This window comes from Virgibacillus sp. Bac332, assembly GCF_003667785.1.
Classification (GTDB): domain Bacteria; phylum Bacillota; class Bacilli; order Bacillales; family Amphibacillaceae; genus Virgibacillus; species Virgibacillus salarius.
The window spans coordinates 483,019-508,503 of record NZ_CP033046.1 but is presented as its reverse complement, the minus strand read 5'-3'; the positions used below and the strand labels follow the sequence as shown (position 1 = coordinate 508,503).

General features: G+C 37.9%; 27 protein-coding genes. 19 read left to right on the top strand and 8 right to left on the bottom strand.

The window, feature by feature from the left end; all coding sequences use genetic code 11:
- Positions 1–11 precede the first annotated feature (11 nt).
- Entirely contained in the window at positions 12–266 is a 255-nt protein-coding gene (locus D9782_RS23435; protein WP_226983562.1) for an SDR family oxidoreductase, read from the top strand.
- Positions 267–352: 86 nt separating this feature from the next.
- On the opposite strand, the gene D9782_RS02360 is transcribed toward D9782_RS23435, so the two are convergent.
- Entirely contained in the window at positions 353–1,702 is a 1,350-nt protein-coding gene (locus D9782_RS02360) for a YjiH family protein (protein ID WP_026681832.1), read from the bottom strand.
- A gap of 182 nt (positions 1,703–1,884) precedes the next feature.
- On the opposite strand from D9782_RS02360, the gene D9782_RS02355 reads away from it, so the two are divergent.
- The 6 genes from D9782_RS02355 (at position 1,885) to D9782_RS02335 (ending at position 6,089) form a co-directional block, all read left to right on the top strand.
- The gene (locus tag D9782_RS02355; RefSeq protein WP_240455791.1) at positions 1,885–3,474 is read left to right on the top strand and encodes an ABC1 kinase family protein; all 1,590 of its coding nucleotides are present in this window, start codon (positions 1,885–1,887) and stop codon (positions 3,472–3,474) included.
- Between the two features lie 16 nt (positions 3,475–3,490).
- Positions 3,491–3,796 (top strand): phasin family protein, encoded by a 306-nt coding sequence (locus D9782_RS02350; protein WP_026681830.1) that lies wholly within the window; start codon positions 3,491–3,493, stop codon positions 3,794–3,796.
- Positions 3,797–4,278: 482 nt separating this feature from the next.
- Complete coding sequence (locus tag D9782_RS22670; RefSeq protein WP_162986312.1) at positions 4,279–4,419, top strand: hypothetical protein; 141 nt, start codon at positions 4,279–4,281, stop codon at positions 4,417–4,419.
- A gap of 592 nt (positions 4,420–5,011) precedes the next feature.
- Complete coding sequence (locus D9782_RS02345; RefSeq protein WP_121603973.1) at positions 5,012–5,227, top strand: hypothetical protein; 216 nt, start codon at positions 5,012–5,014, stop codon at positions 5,225–5,227.
- A gap of 180 nt (positions 5,228–5,407) precedes the next feature.
- Positions 5,408–5,704 carry a YwdI family protein gene (locus tag D9782_RS02340; protein WP_026681829.1) on the top strand — a complete coding sequence of 99 codons (297 nt, stop codon included), beginning with the start codon at positions 5,408–5,410 and terminating at the stop codon, positions 5,702–5,704.
- Between the two features lie 16 nt (positions 5,705–5,720).
- The gene (locus tag D9782_RS02335; protein ID WP_026681828.1) at positions 5,721–6,089 is read left to right on the top strand and encodes a DUF423 domain-containing protein; all 369 of its coding nucleotides are present in this window, start codon (positions 5,721–5,723) and stop codon (positions 6,087–6,089) included.
- A gap of 16 nt (positions 6,090–6,105) precedes the next feature.
- Here the strand turns inward: D9782_RS02335 and D9782_RS02330 are convergent, their stop codons facing one another.
- The 4 genes from D9782_RS02330 to hemQ all read right to left on the bottom strand — a co-directional run bounded on the left by D9782_RS02330 (position 6,106) and on the right by hemQ (position 8,405).
- Positions 6,106–6,357 (bottom strand): hypothetical protein, encoded by a 252-nt coding sequence (locus tag D9782_RS02330; protein WP_026681827.1) that lies wholly within the window; start codon positions 6,355–6,357, stop codon positions 6,106–6,108.
- A 100-nt stretch (positions 6,358–6,457) separates the two neighbouring features.
- Positions 6,458–6,907, bottom strand: coding sequence for a spore coat protein GerQ (gerQ, locus tag D9782_RS02325; RefSeq protein WP_026681826.1), 450 nt, complete (start codon positions 6,905–6,907; stop codon positions 6,458–6,460).
- 35 nt (positions 6,908–6,942) lie between these two features.
- The gene (locus tag D9782_RS02320; protein WP_026681825.1) at positions 6,943–7,368 is read right to left on the bottom strand and encodes a cell wall hydrolase; all 426 of its coding nucleotides are present in this window, start codon (positions 7,366–7,368) and stop codon (positions 6,943–6,945) included.
- Between the two features lie 290 nt (positions 7,369–7,658).
- Positions 7,659–8,405, bottom strand: a complete 747-nt coding sequence (hemQ, locus tag D9782_RS02315; RefSeq protein WP_026681824.1) for a hydrogen peroxide-dependent heme synthase — start codon at positions 8,403–8,405, stop codon at positions 7,659–7,661.
- A 243-nt stretch (positions 8,406–8,648) separates the two neighbouring features.
- Here hemQ and pta point away from each other — a divergent pair, with 243 nt between their 5' ends.
- Together pta and D9782_RS22665 are read left to right on the top strand one after the other, a co-directional pair.
- The gene (pta, locus tag D9782_RS02310) at positions 8,649–9,620 is read left to right on the top strand and encodes a phosphate acetyltransferase (RefSeq protein WP_026681823.1); all 972 of its coding nucleotides are present in this window, start codon (positions 8,649–8,651) and stop codon (positions 9,618–9,620) included.
- 710 nt (positions 9,621–10,330) lie between these two features.
- Positions 10,331–10,501, top strand: coding sequence for a hypothetical protein (locus D9782_RS22665; protein ID WP_162986311.1), 171 nt, complete (start codon positions 10,331–10,333; stop codon positions 10,499–10,501).
- 132 nt (positions 10,502–10,633) lie between these two features.
- Here the strand turns inward: D9782_RS22665 and D9782_RS02305 are convergent, their stop codons facing one another.
- Positions 10,634–11,488: a lipoate--protein ligase family protein gene (locus D9782_RS02305; RefSeq protein ID WP_121603972.1), complete on the bottom strand. Its 855-nt coding sequence runs from the start codon at positions 11,486–11,488 to the stop codon at positions 10,634–10,636.
- 267 nt (positions 11,489–11,755) lie between these two features.
- Here D9782_RS02305 and D9782_RS02300 point away from each other — a divergent pair, with 267 nt between their 5' ends.
- The 4 genes from D9782_RS02300 (at position 11,756) to D9782_RS02285 (ending at position 15,203) form a co-directional block, all read left to right on the top strand.
- Positions 11,756–13,075, top strand: a complete 1,320-nt coding sequence (locus D9782_RS02300) for an HD domain-containing protein (RefSeq protein WP_121603971.1) — start codon at positions 11,756–11,758, stop codon at positions 13,073–13,075.
- Entirely contained in the window at positions 13,065–13,559 is a 495-nt protein-coding gene (locus D9782_RS02295; RefSeq protein ID WP_121603970.1) for a YwgA family protein, read from the top strand. The genes D9782_RS02300 and D9782_RS02295 overlap by 11 nt, the downstream gene beginning before the upstream one ends.
- Before the next feature lie 73 nt (positions 13,560–13,632).
- A complete protein-coding gene (locus tag D9782_RS02290) occupies positions 13,633–14,151 on the top strand; it encodes a YwhD family protein (protein WP_121603969.1) in 519 nt (172 codons plus the stop codon).
- A gap of 836 nt (positions 14,152–14,987) precedes the next feature.
- On the top strand, positions 14,988–15,203 hold the full coding sequence (locus D9782_RS02285) for a hypothetical protein (RefSeq protein ID WP_121603968.1): 216 nt from the start codon (positions 14,988–14,990) through the stop codon (positions 15,201–15,203).
- 391 nt (positions 15,204–15,594) lie between these two features.
- Here D9782_RS02285 and D9782_RS02280 read toward each other — a convergent pair whose 3' ends face one another.
- Positions 15,595–17,637 carry a transglycosylase domain-containing protein gene (locus D9782_RS02280; protein WP_121603967.1) on the bottom strand — a complete coding sequence of 681 codons (2,043 nt, stop codon included), beginning with the start codon at positions 17,635–17,637 and terminating at the stop codon, positions 15,595–15,597.
- 417 nt (positions 17,638–18,054) lie between these two features.
- On the opposite strand from D9782_RS02280, the gene speE reads away from it, so the two are divergent.
- Together speE and speB are read left to right on the top strand one after the other, a co-directional pair.
- On the top strand, positions 18,055–18,882 hold the full coding sequence (speE, locus tag D9782_RS02275) for a polyamine aminopropyltransferase (RefSeq protein WP_026681817.1): 828 nt from the start codon (positions 18,055–18,057) through the stop codon (positions 18,880–18,882).
- A gap of 18 nt (positions 18,883–18,900) precedes the next feature.
- On the top strand, positions 18,901–19,773 hold the full coding sequence (gene speB, locus D9782_RS02270) for an agmatinase (protein ID WP_121603966.1): 873 nt from the start codon (positions 18,901–18,903) through the stop codon (positions 19,771–19,773).
- Between the two features lie 66 nt (positions 19,774–19,839).
- On the opposite strand, the gene D9782_RS22660 is transcribed toward speB, so the two are convergent.
- Complete coding sequence (locus tag D9782_RS22660) at positions 19,840–20,010, bottom strand: hypothetical protein (protein ID WP_161629276.1); 171 nt, start codon at positions 20,008–20,010, stop codon at positions 19,840–19,842.
- Between the two features lie 625 nt (positions 20,011–20,635).
- Here D9782_RS22660 and D9782_RS02265 point away from each other — a divergent pair.
- The 4 genes from D9782_RS02265 to D9782_RS02250 all read left to right on the top strand — a co-directional run bounded on the left by D9782_RS02265 (position 20,636) and on the right by D9782_RS02250 (position 25,230).
- A complete protein-coding gene (locus tag D9782_RS02265; protein ID WP_034679229.1) occupies positions 20,636–21,073 on the top strand; it encodes a YwiB family protein in 438 nt (145 codons plus the stop codon).
- On the top strand, positions 21,070–22,734 hold the full coding sequence (gene argS / locus D9782_RS02260; protein ID WP_026681814.1) for an arginine--tRNA ligase: 1,665 nt from the start codon (positions 21,070–21,072) through the stop codon (positions 22,732–22,734). Before D9782_RS02265 ends, argS begins: the two co-directional genes overlap by 4 nt.
- 334 nt (positions 22,735–23,068) lie before the next feature.
- Complete coding sequence (tnpA, locus tag D9782_RS02255) at positions 23,069–23,539, top strand: IS200/IS605 family transposase (protein WP_026681813.1); 471 nt, start codon at positions 23,069–23,071, stop codon at positions 23,537–23,539.
- A gap of 344 nt (positions 23,540–23,883) precedes the next feature.
- Positions 23,884–25,230 (top strand): IS4 family transposase, encoded by a 1,347-nt coding sequence (locus D9782_RS02250; RefSeq protein WP_121603961.1) that lies wholly within the window; start codon positions 23,884–23,886, stop codon positions 25,228–25,230.
- The last annotated feature ends 255 nt before the right edge of the window (positions 25,231–25,485 follow it).

The following is a 25,485-nucleotide window of genomic DNA, read 5'->3' as shown; positions in this document are numbered from 1 at the left end:
CATTTGTCCATGTGGAGGATTTAGCGGCTGTCATTGTAAAAATGGTAGTTAATGACGTATCTGGTGTATTTAATGCCGGTTCTCCTAAGACTAGAAGCTTTTATGAATTTATGCGATTAATGGCTGAAAAAATGGGTTTCAATCCGGAACTTGTAAGGAAAGCATCTGTCGAGGAAATGGTAGATGGAGAAATGCCGAAGAATACGGCATTACGAACAGAGAAAATAAATAAATTAATGAACCAAATGTTTAGAGAGAACGTATAATAAAATAACCCCCTTTTTTTTAAATATAAAAAACAGACGGCTAAGGATAGGCCGTCTGTTTTTGGTTACATTAATAGCATAGCAGCTTAAAAGATAATATGAGCAATGATTGCAATAATGGGTAGGGTAATTATTGTACGTAACAAAAAGATGATTGCCAAATCTTTAAAAGATACCGGTACCTTAGACCCTAATAATAATCCCCCAACCTCAGACATATAAATTAATTGCGTTACAGAAAGTGCAGCTATAGTAAAGCGGGTTATATCTGCCTCAATGGAAGAAGCAAAGATAGCTGGTAAGAACATATCTGCAAAACCAATTAGGATTGTTTCTGAAGCTGCTTCAGCAGCAGGAATTTGTAAGAGTTCTAATAACGGTATAAATGGCATACCAAGCCATTGGAAAACAGGTGTATTTTCGGCAATTATTAAGGCGATCAGTCCAAATGCCATCACGACAGGAGCGACACCCATCCACATGTCTAGGATGTTTTGGCCACCTTCTTTTATGAATTTATACACACTTGTTTCCTTCTTTGCACGGTTCAATGCTTTTCGGTATCCAAAGGTAAACACGTTGTCACCTTTCGGAATTTCTTCAGATAATCCTTCCGCCTCTTCGTTTACATACGTATTGGATTTGCGCGAGAGCGGAGGAATCCGAGGCATGATTAATGCAGCAATAAATCCGGCTACTAAGACTGTTCCATAAAAAGGTAAGAACATATCTTGGAGTTCAACTTCCGATATCACTACTAATGAAAAGGTGATCGATACGACAGAAAATGTTGTACCGATTACAGCAGCTTCTCGTTTTGTATAGTAACCTTCTTCGTATTGTTTACTAGTAAGTAATACGCCAATTGTCCCGTCACCAACCCAAGATGCTAAAGAATCAATGGAGGAACGTCCTGGTAAACGAAATAATGGTCTCATGATTTTCGTCATTAATGTACCGAATAATTCAAGTAAACCAAAATTCATAAGTAATGGTAAAAACAATCCGGCAAATAAAAATACGGCGAATAATACATGCAACAGATCATCAAGTAATAATTGTCCAGTTGCTTCACCATGAACAAATTCTGGACCAATACGGAAGTAAACCATTACTGCAAATATGGCAGCTATAACACGGGTAATTGTCCAAAATGTGCTCACATGAAAAAGCTGTTGAAAAAAAGGAGTCCCTTTTAATTTTTCCCTTCCTATAAGCTTAGCGAATACACTCATTATTGCAGTAATAACAATAATTACCATCATAATAGCAGATAACTGATCAGCAAGTAGGGTTTGAACCTTCCCAGCAAGTATGGCTATTGGTATCGTAAGCCCTTCTTCTGTCTGTATAGGTGACATAAATAAAAAGATACCAATTAAGGATGGGATGATAACCTTAATATGGTCTTTTATGGTAAAGTGATTATTCTTCATAAGAACCCCCATTGTTCCATATTTCTTATTTATTATAAGGGAAATATACGCATTATCCAACTATTTATTAGGACCGACTTGTTTTAAATAAGTAGATAATCGGGTACATATCTAAAGAGGTGTTGAAGGTGAATAAGGGGCTTAAATATAGATTAGTATATCGCTGCAGTATCATGATCTGGATGACAATCAAATTTATTTTTCTCATGTACAAGTTCCATTTTAGAAATAAAGTATGGGATGACCGGACGATCGCTAAATGGAATATATTAGTAACAAAATTAGCAAGAGAATATCGTAATAAGGCTGTTGAATTAGGCGGTGTATTAATTAAGGTTGGGCAATTCCTTAGTACAAGGACTGACTTTATGCCCGATGCGTTCCTCAAAGAACTAAGTGGATTGGTTGATCGTGTCCCACCAATGCCGTTTAGCTATGCGCGGAAGCTATTAGAAGAGGAATGGGGAGGGGACATCTATGAATATATAGAGGATATTAAACCGACGTCCATCGCATCTGCATCCATAGGTGAAGTTTATTTAGCCAAGTTAAGAGAAGACCATTCAGACGTAGCAATAAAAGTACAGCGTTATCGTGTTGAGGAAATTTTTCATATAGATTTTAAAGCACTTCGAATCGTTTTTTGGTTGATTTCTGTATTTACGTCATTTGGTAAGAAGGCCGATTTACCTTCCTTATACCGAGAACTTATCACGGTTATGAATAAGGAGCTAGATTTTCAACAAGAGTTAAAGCATGCCTGTTACTTTCAAGAGAGATTCCAAGATAATAAGGCCATACATATTCCAAATTATATAGAGCAGTTATGTACGAAAAAGGTCTTGGTGATGGAGTGGATAGACGGTGCAAAAATAACGGATGTCTCGTATATGCATCGACATCAGGTTTCAACGCAGCAGATAGCTAGAAGCTTATTTGACTTTTATCTAGAGCAATTTTTGAATGAAGGTATGTTTCATGCAGATCCCCATGCTGGAAACATCTTGATTCAACAGGATGGAACGATTGTAATTATTGATTTTGGCATGGTTGGAGAGGTACGAAAGCAGGATACGCATTATTTCAAAAAACTAATACAAAATATAATTATGGATGATTACGATCGGGTAATCGAAACATTAGATGAAATGAATTTCATATTACCTCAGGCGAATCGAAAGAAATTAAAACAAATGATTAGACAGACCATTGCTATGTATCAGAATGGTTCATTAAATACAATGGATGCTCATACAATGGAACAATTAAAAGAAGATATTCGTTTGTTTATAAGTGATCAGCCAATCCAATTATCAGCGGATTATGCGTATTTAGGAAGAGCGATATCAATCGTTATAGGTATCCTACTAGCCATTTATCCAGATATAGATTTGCAGAAATGGGCAAAGCCTAAAATTAAAAAATGGTTTGGCGGGAGAAATTTAGCGGAATCCATTTATAAGCAATATGTAAAGGATGCAGTTCAACCAGTATTATCCTTTCCAAAAGCTATGTTAGGTTGGCTAGAAAATGGGGAAAAGGAAAGAAAGTGGGAGAGAGAGAAGCAACAAAAGCAACTGACACATAATTACTTTGTTTTACTTGAAGTAATCTGTTTTGTTCTACTATTGGTTAGTGTTAGCTGTATCCTATTTGGCTATTACCAAAACTTAGGGCGATTGACCACCATTGCTATATCCGGAGCAAGTATATTTGCTGTAATGATGATTTTATTATTCATGAAGCATTACCGCAACATTCGATCAAAGTAATAAGGAGGAGATACACATGAATGATGTCTTAAAAAAAGGTTTTCTTTTGGGATTAGGAGCTGCAGTAACTAGTAAAGAGAAGTTTGAACGCAAGGTAAAGCAACTGGTCGATAAGAATGAACTAACACAAGATCAAGCACGCACGGTTCTGCAAAATTTTGTGGAGAAAGGTGAAATGAAAAAGGATGAATGGAATACGCAGCAATATGAGCAAACACAGAAGCTCGCTAAAGAGTTTGGGTTAGCGACAAAGGAGGATGTTAACGAGTTACGGGCTCGTATTACTGAGCTTGAAAACAAGCTTGAAGATCGTTCAGAATAATGAATGAGGCTGCGATAAAATGATTTCAATGTAAATAGGAAGTAATTTCGTGCAAAAACCCACTTGGGAAATATACTTGCTCTTCGGCTGATGACGGATTATCGTGCTATACACTAAGGGGGTGCCGATATCTTCCCAAAGGATAAGCGATACATCGCATGCAAAAAAAGCGCTCTTTTTTCAAGAAGTCTCGTCTCCATATATAGCGAATGCAATGTATGGTTCGTCTTCATGGTTTTGATTTCGTTCCTGCGTCATTTAAATGTGCCATGATGGCGATGAATATAGGATTTGAAGAAAATACTTCACAAGCTCGCTTAGGGAGGGAAAATTGTCATAATACAGGGAATCTATTTTGTCAAAAACAGTAGTTATCTGTAAATTCTGCCTATTTATCATATTGTAGTTGATAATCACCATAAACCGAGGTACAATAGAATAGCATTATCAACTCGTTTCATACTAGGGGGAATCTTAAGCGTATGGTTAGCTTTTTAGAAATATGTAAAGATATGGAGAAGAAGCTTGGCAGAAAATTGCAGGATAACGAAATCAGGTTTTTGCAATGGATGTATAAACGCTATAAAGAAGAACAACCCAAAAGAATTTTGGAATTGGGGTAGAGAGTATGGAAACTGATGCTCATTCGTTTTTTCATCGAGTTGATAGGGAAAAAGATAACCAGTATACGAAAAAACAAGGTCCTGCAATACTCAGGACTTTTTTGTAGTCTAGGAAATTATAAATTAGGCCATGTGGATAAATATGGAGGTGTTAGGCCGCCGTCCAGCTCCAGCGCCCAGAAACGAGGCGACTTCATGAATCGCCCTACGATATGCCATCATCGGCTCGCAAGCACACCGTGATTCCTTTATTTCTGTTGACTCGCTCCAGTCGCTACGTTTCTAATCGGGCGCTTGCGCTTTTGTTCTAAGTTAAGAAAGTATAAAATCAGTGCAATGACTGTGTTAAGCCAAGTAGTTATTTTGAAATGTTTGATGTATATTGGCAATGCTCCGACTAATTACTTCGCTTTCCGTGGGCACGGCCTCAACTAACTTTGCAAAGAAGAACACGTTGCAAAGTGGATTTTCGGCTCGCGCTAATCCCGCAGGAGTCTACGTAATTCGTCTCCGCTATGAGAAGGTGCAACAATTCTTGTCATAAGTAATAGGTTGACTTTTTTTACAATGGGTAAAGTGAAAATCGCTATCCGTGAGTATAAAAGCAGCTGTGTTACTTCATGCTAGCGTTGTAGAGCCTGATAATAGCGAAGGCCGGCCACTTCAACTCCTGTGGGAAATGTTTGACCTGAAGATCCACTTTTTTGAGCGGGTTTTGCTAAAAAAGTTAGCGGAAGGACAAACCCCACGGAAAGGGAAGTGGGCAGCCGGAGTGGTGGTCAAGCAAGCAGTAGCTATTATTCCATAATAGCTACTAGAGGAAGCGTAAATCTGAGCATTTAGTGATAAGGAATGAGCGAATTTTGCTCAGTTTTTCTTATTGTTATAGAAAGTGATTTATGAAGAGAGAATGATGCAAATAAACGTTTGTTTTACTGAAGCACAGCTTTTATAATGAAAAGAGGTAGAAAAGAAAGGAGCAAGATGAATGGCAGTGGCAAATACCACAATCATACAAAAAATGATAAATGAACTAAACGAAGCAAAAGATCAAGATAATAACACTGAAGAGTTGGTGAAGCATATTCGTCATGTTCGTTTATTATGTGATTTGTTCCTTGAGGATAGTGCAAAAGATCAAGTTAGGGCTAAGGTTAATGGTATTTCTCCCTTAGAGATGAAGGCGATGCTTGGCGATAATGATGCGAAACTACATAGACCATCAAAACCAAGCTCGGGTAATGAACACGATGAAGCAAATGGGGATTCAATTTTTGATTTTTAATAAAGAGGTGTAAATCGTGAAGCTATTTTTAGTATTAGGCATGATTAATGGGTTTTTAGCAGTAGCGTTGGGAGCGTTTGGTGCCCATGGTTTAGAAGGAAGACTTTCAGAAAAAGCTTTATCAACCTGGGAAAAAGCAGTAAATTATCAAATGTTTCACACTATGGCATTATTAGTAACAGGATTATTAATGATGAAGGCTGATCCTGCTAGTATTATTTGGGCAGGCTGGATGTTCTTTATCGGTATCATTCTGTTTTCGGGAAGTTTGTATATTTATTCGACAACTGCAATTAAAACCTTTGCAATGATCACACCGCTCGGTGGTGTAGCATTTTTGATTGGCTGGGTGCTATTGGGTACATTCGCTGTAAAACATTTATAGCTTTATATACGATAGTTTATAGTTGAAATAGGAAATAGATAGAAAATAATACGATAAGTACTGCACGAGCCACTTGCTTTAATGCTTGAATGGATTTGTATAAGTTCCATTCCATCATTCCATCACATACGAGACTAATGGAAATAAGGAAAAGACAGAAAAGAATTAAGAATAAATAGCCTTTTATAAGTGCAATTAATCCGATTACAGCGGCACAAGCTAATGTAATAAGTTCGACTAATATAAATTTTTCATAAGGATGCTTCATGGAATCCATCCTTTCTGTTTACTGCTAAACATCTAATAGCTAAAGGGATAACACAAAGGAAGTTGTGTCATCCCTTTTCTATTAGATCGTATTTTGATTTTTAACGTGGTGAGTATGAGGTATTTGCATATGGATACGCGTAATTTAGTTCTTCATCAAAGGTTACATAGTCTAAATAAACCATCAGCAAGAGGTAGCGTTTACCCGTTTGCGGATCACTTAGAATAATGTGATCTCTGCCTGCACCTTCAATGATCCCTTTGAAAACTTTTGCATTCCACTGGTCATTATTTTCAAAAGTCATATAAACAGTAGCTTCTTTTCCTCGGTTTAAACGAAGAATATTTTCGATGTATGATTCCTGCATGGGAAGCATTCCCTGATTACTGGTCGTAGGATATGGTTGCTGTGTCTGTTGTTGTGTTGGTGGGTATTGTCTCATATTATAACTTGGATAATAAGCTGGAGATGAAGGTGGATAATAGTAATACGGATAAGGTTGATATCCGTTTCCTGCTTGCTGATTGTTATTTTCCTGGTTTTCACTCATGTAAAACCCTCCTATTAGTAAATATTAATGCCTCACTATCGGAAAACGGAAGGACATTCAGAGGCGGTAGGTGCATAGAAGCAATGAGACTTGAATCTTCCTACATTCCATTGACCATACCATTGAGCAGGACAATCTCCAGCGGGCATAAAGAACCATAACGAATTTGTTGCTGGATGCTGTCGTTCTCCCTGAATGACTCTACGAGCTAACCGTTTATCAGCTTCGCGTGCTCGCTGGTAAAAGTAACCTTTTTGTGTCGCTTCAAACCCACCAGGGCTTTGGAATACCATATCATTAATCGTTCGAATTTCTGTAAAATCAAGACAATTAGAAATGACACGATTAATACCTGTATTACCTACCATAAGCATTCCTAACTCCCCGTCCCCCTCCGCTTCCGCACGCATTAATCTTGCTAACAACGCCACATCATTATCTGTATGTGCGACAAGAGCCATTTGCATTCCTCATTTCTGTCCATTCTGGTTGCATTAGTATATGTATGTGGCAGGCATTGAAAATATGTTATAAAATCAAATGTTACGTTTGCTTTGTTAAAGGAAAAGAACAAAAGCGCAAGTGCCCGATTAGAAACATAGCGACTGAAGCGAGTCAACGGAGATAAAGGAATCACGCTGTGATTACGAGTCGACCCCATATTTACCCATAGGCTTAAATTTTATAATTTCCTAGACTATAAAAAAGATGCCCAATTCATGGACATCTTTTAATTCGCTAAGTAGGAGGCTTATATTTCCAAATATGTTGCTATTGCTTCATTTGGAAGATGGTTTCCTACAAAGAATTCACCAAATTCTCCGTATTTAGAACTTACTTCATCAAAACGCATTTCATAGACAATTTTCTTAAATTGCAATGGGTCATGAGCAAATAAAGTAACTCCCCATTCCCAGTCATCAAGACCAATGGAACCAGTTATAATTTGTGAGACTTTACCCGCATATTTTCTGCCAGTCATGCTATGTTCGTATAACAGTTTACCTCGCACATCTTTTTCAAGCGTGTACCAGTTTTCATCACCATGGCGTCGCCGATCCATCGGATAAAAGCATACATGCTCCCATTTTGGTAAGATTGGTTTTAACCTTGCGGCTATTTCTGGTATTTCTTCCGGATGCTCTTCTTTATACGGTCGGTATTTTGAAAGTTCTACAATCGAAACATAGGAATGAGCAGGTATTAAAAACTCACCCATTTTTGATTTATTCAATTCTGTTTCAATGGTAGCTAATTCATTTGTTGTAGGACGAAGGAACATAAACATAAGATCTGCTTTTTGCCCTACTATATTATAAAGGGCATGACTTCCATCTTTCCCATCTTCAACTTTATCCCATTTAACAAGTAAATGTTGAAGGCTGTCAATTGCTTCCTTACGCTCATCTTCTGTAGCAAGTTTCCAGGAAGTCCAATCTACTGTACGAAAATCATGGAGGCTATACCAGCCGTCCATCGTTTCCACTGCTTCTACCATATTTATCTCTCCTTTAACTATGTGTGTAAGGTTATGACGAGCACCTTTTAATTTATTTACGATCTGTTTTTACTATAGCATAATTTGGGCAGTATATTCATGACGTAAACATATCAATTCGTCATCGTTCGCTATATTGTCATAAGACTGTCAAAAAACGTATAAAGCTAGATAGGAATTGCTTTAATTTATGTAAAAAATCATCTACTATTTAACTATATCCATTTAGGAGGTTTTATAAAAGTGAGTCAATTATTTGAGCAAGTGAAAGAAAAGGTTTCTAACCAAAATAAATCTATCGTGTTTCCAGAAGGGACAGATGAACGTATATTGACAGCAGCTAGTCAGTTGGCAGCAGCTGACATCCTAACACCAATATTAATTGGTGATAAAACGGTTATTAAACAAAAGGGAGAGGACATTGGAGTAGATGTATCTCGTTGTAAATTGATGGATCCAGTTGAATTTCCAGAATTTGATTTGATGGTGGAGACGTTTGTGGAACGTCGTAAAGGTAAAGTTTCCAAAGAGGACGCGGAAAAAATTCTACTAGATGAGAATTACTTTGGGACAATGCTTGTTTACATGAATCAAGCAGATGGACTAGTAAGTGGTGCTGCGCATTCAACTGCCGATACAGTTAGACCTGCATTACAAATTATTAAGACAAAAGCAGGTGTCCAAAAAACATCAGGTGTATTCATTATGGTGCGAGGACAGGAGAAATATGTATTTGCTGATTGTGCCATTAATATAGCTCCAAATAGTCAAGATCTTGCTGAAATCGCAGTGGAAAGTGCGGTAACTGCAGAATTATTTGGCGTGGAGCCACGTGTAGCTATGCTTAGTTTTTCTACTAAAGGTTCAGCTAAGTCAGAGGAAACGGAAAAAGTTGTTGAAGCTCTAAACATTGCAAAGGAAAAGAATCCTTCCTTAACTATTGATGGAGAGTTTCAATTCGATGCAGCATTCGTTCCAAGTGTAGCAAAGAAAAAAGCACCGAATGCTGAACTTCAGGGTGATGCTAATGTCTTTGTATTTCCAAGTCTTGAAGCTGGAAACATCGGCTATAAGATTGCCCAACGCTTAGGTGAATTTGAAGCAGTTGGTCCGATCTTACAAGGTTTGAACAAGCCTGTAAATGATCTGTCACGAGGCTGTAGTGCAGAGGACGTTTATAATTTAGCATTAATTACTGCTGCTCAAGCAGAATAATGAAAGGGATTGTTTCGGAAACCTTTTTAGATGAAAAACTTGAATATACAGACTACGGAAGGAGAAACGGTTTAAAGATCCACAGTGAGTGTTATCCTGAGGAGAGGCTGAAATTTGTTTTCCGTGGAAAGAAAGTATATTCCAGTTATCTGCTATGGAGGCTTAGACAAAAGTAATAAAAAACGAAAGATAATTAGTGTAGGTTAATTATCTTTCGTTTTTTGGTGATCTAGGAAAAAATAAAATTAGCCATGTGGCTAAATAGGGGGCGTGTTGAGCCGCGTTCAGCTCCAGCATCCAGAAAAGAGGCGACTTCACGAATCGCCATACGATAAGTCATCATTGGCTCGCAAGCTCCATGAATCCTTTATCTCCGTTGACTCGCTCCAGTCGCTATGTTTCTAATCGGGCGCTCACGCTTTTGTTCTAAGTTAAGAAAGTATAAAATCAGTGTAATGACTGCGTTAAGCCAAGTAGTATTTTGAAATGTTTGATGTATATTGGCAATGCTCCGACTAATTACTTCGCTTTCCGTGGGCACGGCCTCAACTAACTTTGCAAAGAAGAACACGTTGCAAAGTGGATTTTCGGCTCGCGCTAATCCCGCAGAAGTCTACGTAATTAGTCTCCGCTATGAGAAGGTGCAACAATTCTTGTCATAAGTAATAGGTTGACTTTTTTTACAATGGGTAAAGTGAAAATCGCTATCTGTGAGTATAAAAGCAGCTGTGTTACTTCATGCTAGCGTTGTAGAGCCTGATAATAGCGAAGGGCGGCCACTTCAACTCCTGTGGGAAATGTTTGACCTGAAGATCCACTTTTTTGAGCGGGTTTTGCTAAAAAAGTTAGCTGAAGGACAAACCCCACGGAAAGGGAAGTGAGCAGCCGGAGTGGTGGTCAAGCAAGCAGTAGCTATTATTCCATAATAGCTACTAGAGGAAGCGTAAATCTGAGCATTTAGTGATAAGGACTGAGCGAAATTTGCTCAGTTTTTTTTAATAGAATGTATCATTTCAGGTGCTTGTGGATTCAATTCGTTCATTTCGTTTTTTCATTTGTTCGAGACGCTTTTCGTAATCCGCCTGTTCCGAATCAGAAAATGGCTGTTCAATCACCTCGTTATTGAAAGCTGCTAAGGATTTCTTCGCTCTAACTTTCATATCCTCCACGGTTAGTTGTGTATTCAATAAGTCTGACAACGAAGACATCACATGTGGATCTACCGAAGGGTAAGTGAATTTAGTTTTCTCTCCTTTTTTGCTAATATCGTAAAAATCTCTAATTACTTTCGCCCGTTTATAGCTATTGCCTTCAACATCCAAATAAATTTGCACAGCGACACCATCCTTCACCCGACGTTGTGAAATGCCTGCAAATTTTTTCCCATTAATACTTAAATCATAATCTCCAGGGCAATAGGAATTAACAATTTCGTATGCTTCAATCTGATCTGTTAGATCATCAAGCATGTACGTAACAAAACGGACCATAGCTTCATACCCTTCGTGAATGGATAGATCTTTTACTCCAGGAAGGATTAATGAAATATTTAGTACACCGTTATCTAAAGCAACTGCCAAACCACCGGAATTGCGAACAACTACGTGAAATCCAGCCCTTTTCAGCAGCTGTATACCTTCATCGATATAAGGCAGCTTTGCATCTGGAATACCAAGTACAATGGTGTTTGGATGAACCCATAAGCGCATAGTTGGTGGTGATAACCTATGACTAATTGAAAGAGCCAGGGCATCATCAATCGCAAACGAATGTATGGCTGTATAAGCTTCATTATTGAAGGTAGTTAGTGTAGAGTGGTCGATGTAACGAAATGTATCTTGTTGTATCAAATCTTTCCAATTTTTCATAGTTTACTCCTTGATTTACTTGAATAATAAACGAATGCTCCAGGTATTAGTATGTTTAGCTTCTTACTTTTTTCGTTTATTTATCCCGCCACTATTGGCAGTAAGATTCCCTTTCAATTTATAGTACATATCATGAAGAGAAAATAGTGGAAACTGCCAGTAAATGTCCGATTGGTTCACCTACCAATCAGTAAAAACCTGATTGAAGGTTCACTTTATCTATTATATAATAAAAAGAAATCGTCGAAAAGAAACGGATGGGAATGCATGGCATATAAAGATGAACAATTACATGAAGAAAAAGTATTTAAAGATCCTGTACATCGGTACGTACATGTAAAGGACAGGGTGATATGGGATTTAATTGCAGCACCGGAATTTCAGCGGTTACGTAGAATAAAGCAATTAGGTACAACGAATTTAACTTTCCATGGTGCTGAGCATAGCCGATTTAATCATTCTCTTGGTGTTTATGAGATTGTTCGTAGAATTATAACTAACTTCGAAGGACGACCACATTGGAACAGTGAGGAACGTCTTCTTTGTTTATGTGCTGCGTTATTGCATGATTTGGGACATGGCCCGTTCTCCCATTCGTTTGAAAAAGTATTTAAATTAGATCACGAATATTTCACACAGCAGATTATATTAGGTGATACGAAGGTAAACGCAATATTGGAACGTGTAGTAAAAGGATTTGCGCAGGATGTGTCAGATGTTATTGCAAAAACTTATAAGGATAAGCTAGTTGTTAGTTTAATTTCCAGTCAAATTGATGCGGATCGCATGGATTATTTACAACGAGATACCTATTTTACTGGGGTTAGCTATGGACATTTTGATATGGAGAGAATCCTGCGAGTGATGCGTCCAATGGAGGATCAAGTTGTTATTAAGTATACGGGCATGCATGCGGTAGAAGACTATATTATGAGTCGTTATCAAATGTACTGGCAAGTCTATTTTCATCCTGTTACAAGAAGTGCAGAAGTCATATTATCGAAAATCCTTCATCGAGCAAAGGTATTGTATGAAGATTCAAATTATACATTTAAACTGGAGCCTACGCACTTTCTCTCGTTTTTTACTGGGGATGTTAAACTACAAGATTATTTGAAATTAGATGAGGGGATTGTTTCCTATTATTTTCAACTTTGGCAGGAAGAAGAAGATGACATTTTGAGCGATTTGTGTGAACGATTTACCAATCGAAGGTTGTTTAAATATATTGAATTTAACCCGAACCTACAAATGAATGAATGGATGGAGCTGCATCGCCTATTTATGAATGCAGGAATTGATCCAGACTACTATCTTGTAGTCGATTCCTCATCTGATTTACCCTATGATTTTTATCGCCCAGGGGAAGAGGAGGAGCGGTTACCCATTCATTTGCTTATGCCAAATGGTGAGTTGAGGGAGTTATCTAGACAGTCGGAAATTGTTGAATCCATTTCTGGAAAAAAACGAACGGATCACAAATTGTACTTTCCTATTGATTTAATAGAGAAGATAGAAGATAGTACGGTGAAGAAACGTGTAGAAGAAATTCTTAGTGGTCAGGGAGAGGTAAAGAATGCTAACTAATCATGCAAAGCTAATGCAGTTTTTTTCCGTTGCTAATGAAGTCACTGGCAGGAAAAAGCTTCAAAAAATGATTTATATCCTTCAAAAGTGTGGTATGCCTTTTGAAGAAAAGTATGAATTTCATTTCTATGGTCCCTATTCGGAAGAGCTAACATTACGAGTAGAGGAATTATGTAATTTGGGGTTCATTCATGAGGAAAAGGAAGATAAAAGCAATTATTATCAATATCATTATACAATTACAAATGATGGGGAAGAATTTTTACATCAGTTTGCAATGGACATGCCCGATTTTTCCAGTCAGGTGGAAGCAATGAAGGGGAAAAGCTCTAGATTTTTAGAGCTTGTTGCAACAATGCTATATTTTGATGGCTTATCGACAGAAGAAAATATTGCAAAGGTACATACGGTGAAACCAAAGCAAAAATATACGAATGAAGAAATACAAGCGGCACACGCTTTTATTGAAGGCTTGAAGCAATAGAGACAGATAGGTGTCAACATGGTAATACCTATGCTACAATAAAAAGCAGTAAACATAGAAGGAGGGTTCTGGGATGAGTTCCGATCAATCTTCGAATAAGAAAAAAAATAACTTTACGATCATTAAGGATGATTCAACGGATGGACATGGTGGTTACGGATATGGTTCGATTAGTTTAGAAAACATGTCTTCCGTAATTGTGGATCCCAATGAAAATAAGGCTTATGTTGATATGGCAGCAATGCATGCAAGAAGTGATATCGAACGTCGCGTAAAATATTTGAATGATAAAAACGAGGTACCCAATGGTAAATTATATTGGATTGTATGGGTGAATGTTGATCAAGGTGAAAATGGACCATATTATTCTGGTGTAGCAGGTAGTGAGCTACGCGTTGACCGTTCGATTAAACGAGCCTACAAATCCATGCCTGAGCATGTTACACATATGGAAAAGTCGTTAAAAGGTAAAGTTATCGTAGACCATATGGATGAGCATTCTAAGAAATTATTAAAGGATTTCTTGGTTGAATTTGATCCAGACATGTGGAAAAATTCCAAAGATGAATTGAAAGATTCACTTCCAGAATAAGGAGAAAACCTTCTAGCTTGGCAATCTAGCCAACCTAGAAGGTTTTCGTAAATCTGTTATCCCGCATATAACTGGCAGTAAGCTCCACCGGTTTTTACTGAAACATATACGTACAAAGGCTTCATTCGCCACGCCTGTGGCAACGCCTTTGTGACCTACTTCCATGTAGGCCCGAACCAATCGGACATTTACTGGCAGTTGATCCCACACTTAACCATTTTGTTTTTTCTTCATTGCTTGAGTGATTTCAAAAGAGTACAAGGGTTGGATAGTTGACATCCATTGCTAATGGACAGAGCGTGATAAACTTGATGTATTGAAGTGGAAAACGGCGAAGTCTTTACTTCTTACAATCATTCAATAATTGTTAAGAATACTTCCTTATGCTAACATTTAAAAGTGAACATTTTGTGACGTCGAGCTAAAGCAATCGATTTTATCTTGTACTTTGTATTAGAAATTTGTAAAATATAGGAGTACATGGGCTACTCATGTATTACTAGGACAAAAAAGAAGCCGAAACCAGTATATCTGGATTCGGCTTCTTTTTTATAAGTTAAGAAAGTATAAAATCAGTGCAATGACTGCGTTAAGCCAAGTAGTTATTTTGAAATGTTTGATGTATATTGGCAATGCTCCGACGAATTACTTCGCTTTCCGCGGGCACGGCCTCAACTAACTTTGCAAAGAAGAACACGTTGCAAAGTGGATTTTCGGCTCGCGCTAATCCCGCAGGAGTCTACGTAATTAGTCTCCGCTATGAGAAGGTGCAACAATTCTTGTCATAAGTAATAGGTTGACTTTTTTTACAATGGGTAAAGTGAAAATCGTTATCCGTGAGTATAAAAGCAGCTGTGTTACTTCATGCTAGCGTTGTAGAGCCTGATAATAGCGAAGGCCGGCCACTTCAACTCCTGTGGGAAATGTTTGACCTGAAGATCCACTTTTTTGAGCGGGTTTTGCTAAAAAAGTTAGCTGAAGGACAAACCCCACGGAAAGGGAAGTGGACAGCCGGAGTGGTGGTCAAGCAAGCAGTAGCTATTATTCCATAATAGCTACTAGAGGAAGCGTGAATCTGAGCATTTAGTGATAAGGACTGAGCGAATTTTGCTCAGTTTTTCTTAGTATAGGATACTATAAATTTAGCCCATGTAGATAAATATGGATCTGTTGAGCGGCGTCTAACTCCAGCGTCCAGAAACTAGGCGACTCACCTTAAGCTAAGTCATCATCGACACGCAAACTCACCGTGATTCCTTTATCTCCGTTGACTCGTTCCAGTCGCCGCGTTTCCAATTGGGCATTTGCGCTTTTGTTCAGGAGAATCTGTTTTAGAAGGTTCGCCTGTAGTAACAATTAGCTGTATCCCACTATATTTACATAAAAATTTTTCGAGTTTCAACAAGACTGTTTGTTTGATGAATCTTGCTCAGGTAAAAATGGTTAATCAAAGAGGTCGAATATTTTTTCGACGATGCTTTTATCTTCTCTTTTTACATCCTTATCTTCTTGGCTGTGATGGAAATGCTCCGTGCAATATTCATGGGGCTCTGTACCTTTCTCAAAGAACATCACCCTACTTGTATTGCAATAAGGAGTGGCACGCTTTCCGGTTGTAGGATCAACGGGTACTCCAATGACTCCGCTGGGTACAGAAAAGGTCTCGTTTGGTAAATTTTCATGAGACTTTTGCATAAAATCAGCCCATATTTCCTTTGCATATCGTTCCTCTGCAACTTTTTCGATTTTACGGTTATCGTCATAGCCTATCCAAATACCAGTGGCAATTGAGGGGCTAAAGCCAATCATCCAGCTGTCAGAATTGGTTGATCCAGATTTTCCAGCATAGAGTCGATTTAGTTGATCGGTAATTGTTGAACCCGTAACGGGCATATACCCATCAAGTTCGTGATCAAACATCCCTGTCATTAAATGCGTTAGAATAAATGTTTTTCTCTGGTCAAGTATTTGATTTTTCTTTTCAGATTTATGTTTATAGACGGTCTTGCCGTTATGATCAATAATTTTGGATATGGAATGGGCATCGATCTTGTACCCGCCATTTGCTAACATACTGTATCCAGTAACCATTTCTTTCATAGATACAGCTGCTGAGCCAAGTGCTAGTGAAGGAACTTCTGGAAGTTTACTTGTGATCCCAAATTCCCTTGCAGTCTCTACTAAAGTTTTAGGTCCAACAAACAGATTTGTTTTAACGGCATATATATTATCTGATAATGCCAATGCTTGGGCTAACGTTATTTCCTTGTTAGCATAATAGCCATTATAATTACTTGGTTGATAGGTTTCCCCATTTGCTAATTGAAATGTAGTTGGTTTGCTTGGTAGCATCGTATTCGGTTTATAGCCATTCTCTAAAGCAGCATAGTAAAGGAACGGCTTGAATGAAGAACCAGGCTGTCGTTTTGCTTGAACGGTTCGGTTAAAGGAGCTTTCTTGATAGTTACGTCCCCCAACCATTGCAATGATTCCTCCAGTATTTGGATTCATTGCTAAGGCTCCTGCTTGTACTTCACTTGTAGGTGTAATCGCATGATTTATCTGTTCCTCTAATAGTAGCTGATGATCTTTTTGAAGTGTTGTGTGAATTTGGTAGCCTCCAGAACGTATCCCTTCAACTTCCATATTTAGCAGATCAGCAGCCTCCTTTATTACGAAGTCTTGAAAATAGGGACCTACTCGCTCTTTTTCCTGTGCATTCGATTTTTTGTATACTAACTTCGCTTGAGCGGCCTGTTTGTACTCCATTTCTGTAATCTTGCCTTGCTGATACATTGCCTGTAAAATTTGCTTCTGTCGATCTTCTGCTCTTTTACTATCATTTAATGGAGAGTAATAGGTTGGTCCTTTAGGAATACCTGCTAACATGGAAGCTTGCGCTAACGTTAACTGTTTGGAACTTGTATCAAAGAATAAATTACTTGCCGATTCGATACCATATGCCCCGTGTCCATAGTAAATCGTATTTAAATACCCCTCTAAGATTTTATCTTTTGAATAAAACATCTCTAAACGAACAGTATAAAATGCCTCCTTCATCTTTCGTAACCATGTCTTTTCATGTGATAAATATAAATTTCGCGCATATTGCTGAGTTAAGGTGCTGGCTCCCTCTTTTAGTGACCATGTTTGAATGTCTTTTAATAGTGCACCAAAGATTCGCTTTATATCAAATCCATGATGTTCATAGAAATTACGATCCTCAATCGCTACTGTAGCTTGGATAACAGCCTCCGACATATCCTTCAGATTTACCCATTCTCGATTTTCTCCTCCATGCTGTTCGCCAATGATTTCTCCTGAGCTGCTATATAGAATGGTATTCTGATCATTTGCTAATTCTGGAGGACCTAAAACAAAGCTTAGCAAGTAAACAAAGATAAATAAGGAAATTCCAGTAAGGAATAGAGATCCAATGCTAATCAGAAATAATTTATGTATTCGTATCTTTCTTTTTTTTGCCATGTTCTTTTCCCTCATATCCTAAGTTAAAGGTAAAAAAAGCTTATCAAAGCCAGGTGAAAAAGTTTCACTTTTATCCCGCATATAACTGGGAGTATGCCCCCCACTTCAAGCAATAAAGAGAAACCACTATTGGTAAGTGGGGGATCAACCGCCAGTAAAGATTAGTTCACCTAACAATCAGTGAGGTGGATAAACAAAACCCCCAATGGATTGAATTTTCATTATATAGGTGGGGAATAACCCGAAAATGTTTAGTGAATGAACATATCCTTTTCTCCATAAAGTTACAATTTATGTGTTCTTTACTAGCATTATGGGAAAAGATATAGGCAAATAAACGTATGTGAAAAAAATGCTTGTCTTTTTGTCAAATTTCTCTATAATTTTATTGTCGTTATATGGAAAGGATGTGTTCGTATGAGCATGTGGTTTACTGAAAAGCAAACAGCTAATTTTGGAATTACAGCAAAAATAAAGCAAACGTTAACTACCGTGCAAACGGATTATCAGGATTTAAACATAATAGAAACAGAAGAATGGGGAAAAATGCTTGTACTTGATGATATGGTAATGACTACAGAAAAGGATGAATTTGTTTATCATGAGATGTTGGCACATGTTCCCTTGTTCACCCATCCTAATCCAAAGCATGTGTTAGTTGTTGGAGGCGGAGATGGGGGCGTTATACGAGAAGTGCTAAAGCACCCTTCCGTAGAGAAAGCTGTACTAGTTGAAATTGATGGGCAGGTGATTACCTATTCCAAAAAATATTTGCCCACGATAGCTGGCTATCTTGAAGACCCTCGGGTTGAAGTCAAAGTAGAGGATGGCTTCTTATATATAGCAAATAGCAAACGAGCCTTCGATGTCATTATGGTAGATTCAACGGAACCGGTGGGCCCGGCTGTTAATCTATTTACACAAGGGTTTTACACCGGTATTTCTCAAGCATTAAAGGATGATGGGATATTTGTTGCACAAACAGATAATCCTTGGTTTAAAGCAGATCTAATTACACAGGTGTATCATGATGTCAAAGCAATTTTTCCTATAACAAAATTATATACTGCTAATATTCCAACGTACCCAAGTGGATTATGGACATTTACAATGGGAAGTAAAATACATGATCCACAAAAGGTAAAAGAAGAAAGATTTAGCACAATCAATACAAAGTATTATACTTCTGAGCTGCATATGGCTGCTTTCGCTTTACCTAAGTTTGTAAATGACTTGCTGACCTAAGAGGGGGAGGATCGTTTTATGAAATTTGATGAAGCCTATTCTGGGAAAGTTTTTATTATGGCTGGCCAAGATTATAATCAAGCAGATGCTGTTATTTACGGAATGCCAATGGACTGGACCGTAAGCTTTAGACCTGGATCCCGATTTGGTCCTGGACGAATTCGTGAGGCCTCAATTGGTCTTGAAGAGTATAGTCCATATTTGGATAAGCATTTAGAAGAAGTAAGTTATTTTGATGCAGGAGATATCCCACTTCCATTTGGCAATGCGGAAAGAAGCTTAACTAAAATTAAAAATTATGTTTCAAAGATAGTCCATGATGGTAAATTCCCCCTTGGATTAGGTGGGGAGCATTTAGTTACGTGGCCAGTAATTCAAGCAGTGCATGAGATGTATCCAGACATGGTTCTCATCCATATAGATGCTCATGCCGACTTAAGAGAGGAATATGAAGGAGAAGTCCTTTCTCATTCTACGCCCATACGAAAAATCTGTGAATTGATCGGGGCTCATCATGTTTATTCTTTTGGAATTCGCTCAGGTATGCGTGAGGAGTTTCAATTTGCTAAGCAAAGCGGCATGTATATGGCAAAGTACAACGTTTTTGCACCACTTAGGGAAATGTTGCCAAAGCTAGCCGGTAAAAAAGTTTATGTGACCATTGATATTGACGTATTAGACCCAGCCTTCGCACCTGGTACTGGTACAGCGGAGGCGGGTGGTATTACCTCTGCAGAAATGTTAGACGTGATTCAGCTTATTGCAAATGCAAATGTTGAGGTAATTGGTGCAGATGTAGTGGAAGTTGCACCCATTTACGATCATTCGGAAAAGACCGCGATTGCAGCAAGTAAATTCATCCGTGAAATGTTGCTTGGTTGGGTAAAATAATAGCTTATAATGTCTATTCATAATTTAGGCACAGACAGACCCTCCTTAATTGAAAGGGTCTGTTATTCATTTATCGAGATCATTTTTAATGAATGGAGGCGTGACATTCTGCTCACCCTTCAAACCCAAATGCTCTTTTATTTCTTTTAATTCTTTTAAAATAGTCTGGGTATTGATCCACGCAGCGATTGAAGCGAAAATGGCAATAATTAAAACTATAGTTATAAAGATGTCCAAAAAAACACTCCTAACATATATTTTCTAGATGATATCATAAATATAAAATTTACACAGTAAGGTTACCGTCACATATTTGGTTGAAATTCTTTACCTGCTTCCTGTATTCTTCCTGTGAATGCTCGTATCTCACTAGTTATCCTACACGAGCGTTATTCTCGTAACATTATGCATATGCATAAAAAACAAGTGCTCGATATGTATCGAGGCTGCATTGTTTGGCAACTAAAGATATGTGTTAATAATGGGATTTTAGATAATGTTTGGAATTAATCGGTTTGTGAACGTATAAAAAAAGTGATGAAGTACGTAAGGTAAAGAAGCAAATTTTATGTTGTTTACAATGAAGAAAACAAATATGGTTAAGTGTGGGATCAACTGCCAGTAAATGCCCGATTGGTTCGGGCCTACATGGAAGTAGGTCACAAAGGCGTTGCCACAGGACGTGGCGATTTAAGCCTTTGTACGTATTTGTTTCAGTAAAAGCCGGATGGAAGTTTCACTTTATAAAACCTTGGTACATCAATGCTTGATAAAAATATTCTGTTATAATAGAATACACAGGAATACATGTTTATAAAAGGCTTATAATCTGGTAGGATTTATCTAAAGTTGAGGCGATATAATGAGTTTACATAAGCAAGTGGCTATTGAACTTTGTACGACGATCGACGATAATGGTCAAATGGAATATAATAAAATTCAGCAAAATGGATTTTTATACAAAAAAGGAAGTTTGGATGTACTTACATTTGAAGAAATGGCAGACGATAATTCGGTCATTAAAAATCTTATTACTATTCAATCAGATAGGGTAAATATTAAGCGTTCTGGTAACGTTACGATGAATCAACAGTTCCAGGAAAGGCAAACGACAGAAAATGTATTAAAGCATCCTTATGGCAGCATACATATGGAAACCTTCACACAATCTATTTTGTATTCCCCATTAAAAGCCCGGGAAGATGGAAGTTTACATATAGCTTATACTGTCAAACTAAATGGACAAGAGGAACGGCAACATAAAATCGATGTAACGATTAAAGAGGAGGACATGACATGAATGTCTTAGCACAAACAGAGAATATATTAAAACAGCAAATTACGAAAGCAGTTATTCAGGCAGAGCTTACAAACGAAGCGGAGATGCCAGATGTTATATTAGAAAAACCAAAAGATAAAACACATGGAGACTTTGCTACAAATATTGCCATGCAGCTAGCGCGTATTGCTAAGAAGTCGCCTCGACAAATCGCCGATGATATTGTTAAGCATTTAGATAAGGCTGAAGCAGCTGTAGATAAGGTTGAAATAGCTGGGCCTGGTTTTATTAATTTCTTCATGAAGGACAATTTTCTTGGTGAAATAATTCCAACGATTCTGCGCGAACAACAATCTTACGGAAAAACAAATGCAGGTCAAGGTGAGAAAATTCAGGTGGAATTTGTATCAGTAAATCCTACTGGGGATCTCCATTTAGGGCATGCTCGTGGAGCTGCGTTTGGCGATGTTTTATGCAATGTGTTAGATGCTGCTGGATATGAGGTGGAACGTGAATATTATATCAATGACGCGGGAAATCAAATCGATAATCTAGCTCTATCAGTAGAAGCACGTTATCTACAAGCATTAGGTAACGATGCTGAAATGCCGGAGGATGGTTATTATGGTGAAGATATTGTAGAAATCGGTAAGCAACTGGGTGTAGAATACGGCGATCAATGGGCAGTTAAAGAGAAGAAGGACAGGTTAGCCTTCTTTAAAGAGTATGGGTTAAAATATGAACTTGGTAAAATTGAAAAGGATCTTGCAGAGTTTCGTGTTGAATTTGATTCTTGGTTCTCGGAGCGTTCCTTATATAAAGAAAATAAAATTACGGAAGCATTAGATGTATTAGACAATTTCATTTATGAAAAAGATGGCGCGACGTGGTTCCGTACGACGGATTTTGGCGATGATAAGGATCGTGTTTTGGTTAAACAAGATGGTAGTTACACATATCTTACACCAGATATAGCTTATCATAAGAATAAATTAGATAGAGGTTTTGATAAGATCGTAAATGTATGGGGAGCAGATCACCATGGTTATATTCCGCGTATGCGAGCAGCAATACAGGCACTTGGCTATCCAGTAGAAAAGTTTGATGTGAAAATTATTCAAATGGTAAATCTATTTGAAAATGGCGAAAAGCTTCGGATGAGTAAGCGAACAGGCAAGGCAGTTGCATTAAGAGAATTAATAGAAGAAGTTGGTGTGGATGCAGTTCGTTACTATTTCGTAACTCGTTCAAATGATTCCCAATTGGATTTTGATATGGACCTTGCACGCTCACAATCAAATGATAATCCAGTGTTCTATGTACAATATGCACATGCTCGTATTTGTACAATGCTAGAGCAAGCTAAAGCCAAAGGGCTTTTGACTGAAGAATCAATGGATGTATCTTTACTCACTTCTGAGAAAGAAACGGATTTATTGAAAAAACTAGCTGAATTTCCACAGGTTGTAGCAGATGCTGCTGAAAAGCAAACACCACATAAAGTGACGCAATATGTATACGATCTTGCAACTTTACTGCATAGCTTTTATAATGCTGAAAAGGTTTTGGATATAGATAATAAGGAGAGAACTCAAGCTCGAATTGCATTAATGAAAGCAGTTCGAATTACGCTTTCTAATGCACTTCAACTAATTGGTGTAACAGCACCTGAAAAGATGTAATAAAAAGATTCAGAGACGAAAACAAAAGTGTTTTAATCAAGGAGAAAAACGCACAAATAGAAATGAGGAGACTTGGACGTTCGTTAGTGAAAAGCGAGTGTATTCGTTCGATAGGCATAACAAACTTGCAAAGAAAAAAACGGTATTTTCTAAAAGCTACAGCTATTTTCCAACATCAATCGTGGAAAATAGCTTTTTTATGTTTTTGAAAACCCCTGGCTGTGCCAGGGGTTCCGGAAAGCTTTAAGCGTGGGGTCAAAAAAAGCCTCTCTTCATGGTAAGATAAAGTTGGTTTCCCGACCACTAAATCTCACCTAAGAAGGAGGCGTGTCCAATGAAGGACAAGAATAGTTTAGCACACACAATGTGGAATTGTAAGTATCATATAGTTTTCGCTCCAAAATACAGAAGGCAAATTATTTATGGAAAGTATAAAAAGAGTATAGGTCAAATTATTCGAGATTTATGTGAAAGGAAAGGTGTAACCATTCATGAAGCTAACGGCTGTCCAGATCACATACACATGTTGGTAAGTATTCCACCAAAGATAAGTGTGTCTCAATTTATGGGATATTTAAAAGGTAAAAGTAGTTTGATGATTTTTGATCGTCATGCCAATTTAAAATACAAATATGGCAATAGAAAGTTTTGGTGCCGAGGTTTCTATGCTGATACAGTGGGTAGAAATAGAAGGCAAATACAAGAATACATTAGAAATCAGCTTAGAGAAGACTTCATGGGTGATCAATTAACATTATTCGAAGAGTACGACCCGTTTACAGGCCAAAAAAATAAGAAGAAATAGAAGATTCTTTAGAATCAGTGAGTGAATGTGGTGCAAATGGGAGACCCGTTCGGTGGGCCTTTAAGGCCGAGGTCGGTAACAAAGGCTTTCAGCCGCAGAGCAAACCACCAGTTCACACTGGTGGTTTTGATTTATAAGTTAAGAAAGTATAAAATCAGTGCAATGACTGCGTTAAGCCAAGTAGTTATTTTGAAATGTTTGATGTATATTGGCAATGCTGCGACTAATTGCTTCGCTTTCCGCGGGCACGGCCCATAGCCGTCAAGTTAAGCAGGATATTTTAAAAACCATAAAGTTATTCGTTATTCTGACATTATAAATGGAATAATTTGGAGGGATTACGTATGGCTAAGCAATATCATTTTGACTCGTTTGTAAAGAGTGTGCACGATATTTTATCTATTTCTGAACTTCGCAATGTTGCTCGGGAATCAGGTTTTGTACAACGATTGAAGAAGATAATGCCGGAAGATTTCTTAAGTATATGTGCCTTCTTACATGAAAAAGTTGGTACGGAGGGGCTAGGACAGCTCTGTGCCTCCCTTTCTCGTGAATCAGAAATATCCATATCTAAACAAGCCTTACATCAACGATTAGACGAGAAAGGAGTGGCTTTTTTAAAACAAGTTTTTATGCGGTTAGCGGAAAAACAACAGATGTTATCGTTACCATCTCCATCTGATTATCCTTTTTCTCGGATCCGTATCTTGGATGGCACATCCTTTCAAGTAAAAAAGAACACCGCGAGTTATTGGGATGGAGTGAAAATACAATTAGAATATGAGCTGTATCAAGGGAATTTTTTGCATACGTTGTTCTATGGACCAAGAGACAGTGATCACGATGCAGCTGAAGAATTGGCAGATACAATAGGAGAAGAGGACCTTATCTTGCGTGACCTCGGCTATTTCTCAGGAGATCACTTTAAAAAAATAGATCGAGCAGGAGCCTATTATATTACTCGTGTTCCTGCCAATATGACCTATTGGACATTGGATGACAAGCAACGAAGAATCCAAATAAAGCCTGAAGAAGATGCCATGCATCTAGCTCCAGGAGAGATACAGGATTATGGGTTCATTCAATTAGGTGTTAAGGGAAAAAATACATTTCATGCACGTGTAGTCGTACAACGATTAACCGAAGAGCAACAAAAACAGAGAGATACCTATTTAAAAGAAAGAAGACGGAAAGGGGGGCATACCCAATCCGCCAACAAGAAGAATCATATCCAAATTCTTGCTACCAATATAACACAAGAAGAAATGGATGAGCAAACCTTGTATCCTATCTATTCCTTGCGTTGGCAAGTGGAGATTCTCTTTAAAACATGGAAATCGTTATTTGAAATTGATGATGTGCAGGCAATGAATACCGACCGCTTTTACTGTCATTTGTATGGGACTTTCATTCATATTCTTCTTTCTTCGATGATTGCTTTTCAGTGCCGTTACTGCCTTTACGAAAAGTATCAACTAGAAGGAAGTGAGTACAAATGTATCAATCATGCGAGAAACGCAATAGTAGAGACGAAGGGGTATTCACTCTATCACCTTTCTTCTTTGAAAGCTCTCATCGATAATATTTACCAGAACATATACCGGCATGGAAGGAAAGATCATCGTTGTCAGCATAAAAGTCCTTTTGATGTCTTAAACATTGCGTATAAAGTACATTTCCGTGCCGCGTAAGTAAAAGTGTAAAAAAGAAAAACAAGTACCCATAAAAGAATACGGATTAAACTGGAAAAATATGTTTATATTTTCATTGCACCGTACTTCTTTTTTATTAGCTTGACGGCTATGGGGCACGGCCTCAACTAACTTTGCAAAGAAGAACACGTTGCAAAGTGGATTTTCGGCTCGCGCAATTCCCGCAGGAGTCTACGTAATTAGTCTCCGCTATGAGAAGGTGCAACAATACTGTCATAAGTAATAGTTGACTTT

What these genes read in the sequence shown, in the direction of transcription:
- D9782_RS02360 (WP_026681832.1), bottom strand. Translation starts at nt 1,702, where the DNA reads ATGAAGAATAATCACTTTACCATAAAAGACCATATTAAGGTTATCATC.
- D9782_RS02355 (WP_240455791.1), top strand. Translation starts at nt 1,885, where the DNA reads ATGACAATCAAATTTATTTTTCTCATGTACAAGTTCCATTTTAGAAAT.
- D9782_RS02350 (WP_026681830.1), top strand. Translation starts at nt 3,491, where the DNA reads ATGAATGATGTCTTAAAAAAAGGTTTTCTTTTGGGATTAGGAGCTGCA.
- D9782_RS22670 (WP_162986312.1), top strand. Translation starts at nt 4,279, where the DNA reads ATGGTTAGCTTTTTAGAAATATGTAAAGATATGGAGAAGAAGCTTGGC.
- D9782_RS02340 (WP_026681829.1), top strand. Translation starts at nt 5,408, where the DNA reads ATGGCAGTGGCAAATACCACAATCATACAAAAAATGATAAATGAACTA.
- D9782_RS02330 (WP_026681827.1), bottom strand. Translation starts at nt 6,357, where the DNA reads ATGAAGCATCCTTATGAAAAATTTATATTAGTCGAACTTATTACATTA.
- gerQ (WP_026681826.1), bottom strand. Translation starts at nt 6,907, where the DNA reads ATGAGTGAAAACCAGGAAAATAACAATCAGCAAGCAGGAAACGGATAT.
- D9782_RS02320 (WP_026681825.1), bottom strand. Translation starts at nt 7,368, where the DNA reads ATGGCTCTTGTCGCACATACAGATAATGATGTGGCGTTGTTAGCAAGA.
- hemQ (WP_026681824.1), bottom strand. Translation starts at nt 8,405, where the DNA reads ATGGTAGAAGCAGTGGAAACGATGGACGGCTGGTATAGCCTCCATGAT.
- D9782_RS02305 (WP_121603972.1), bottom strand. Translation starts at nt 11,488, where the DNA reads ATGAAAAATTGGAAAGATTTGATACAACAAGATACATTTCGTTACATC.
- D9782_RS02300 (WP_121603971.1), top strand. Translation starts at nt 11,756, where the DNA reads ATGGCATATAAAGATGAACAATTACATGAAGAAAAAGTATTTAAAGAT.
- D9782_RS02295 (WP_121603970.1), top strand. Translation starts at nt 13,065, where the DNA reads ATGCTAACTAATCATGCAAAGCTAATGCAGTTTTTTTCCGTTGCTAAT.
- D9782_RS02290 (WP_121603969.1), top strand. Translation starts at nt 13,633, where the DNA reads ATGAGTTCCGATCAATCTTCGAATAAGAAAAAAAATAACTTTACGATC.
- D9782_RS02280 (WP_121603967.1), bottom strand. Translation starts at nt 17,637, where the DNA reads ATGGCAAAAAAAAGAAAGATACGAATACATAAATTATTTCTGATTAGC.
- speE (WP_026681817.1), top strand. Translation starts at nt 18,055, where the DNA reads ATGAGCATGTGGTTTACTGAAAAGCAAACAGCTAATTTTGGAATTACA.
- speB (WP_121603966.1), top strand. Translation starts at nt 18,901, where the DNA reads ATGAAATTTGATGAAGCCTATTCTGGGAAAGTTTTTATTATGGCTGGC.
- D9782_RS02265 (WP_034679229.1), top strand. Translation starts at nt 20,636, where the DNA reads ATGAGTTTACATAAGCAAGTGGCTATTGAACTTTGTACGACGATCGAC.
- argS (WP_026681814.1), top strand. Translation starts at nt 21,070, where the DNA reads ATGAATGTCTTAGCACAAACAGAGAATATATTAAAACAGCAAATTACG.
- tnpA (WP_026681813.1), top strand. Translation starts at nt 23,069, where the DNA reads ATGAAGGACAAGAATAGTTTAGCACACACAATGTGGAATTGTAAGTAT.
- D9782_RS02250 (WP_121603961.1), top strand. Translation starts at nt 23,884, where the DNA reads ATGGCTAAGCAATATCATTTTGACTCGTTTGTAAAGAGTGTGCACGAT.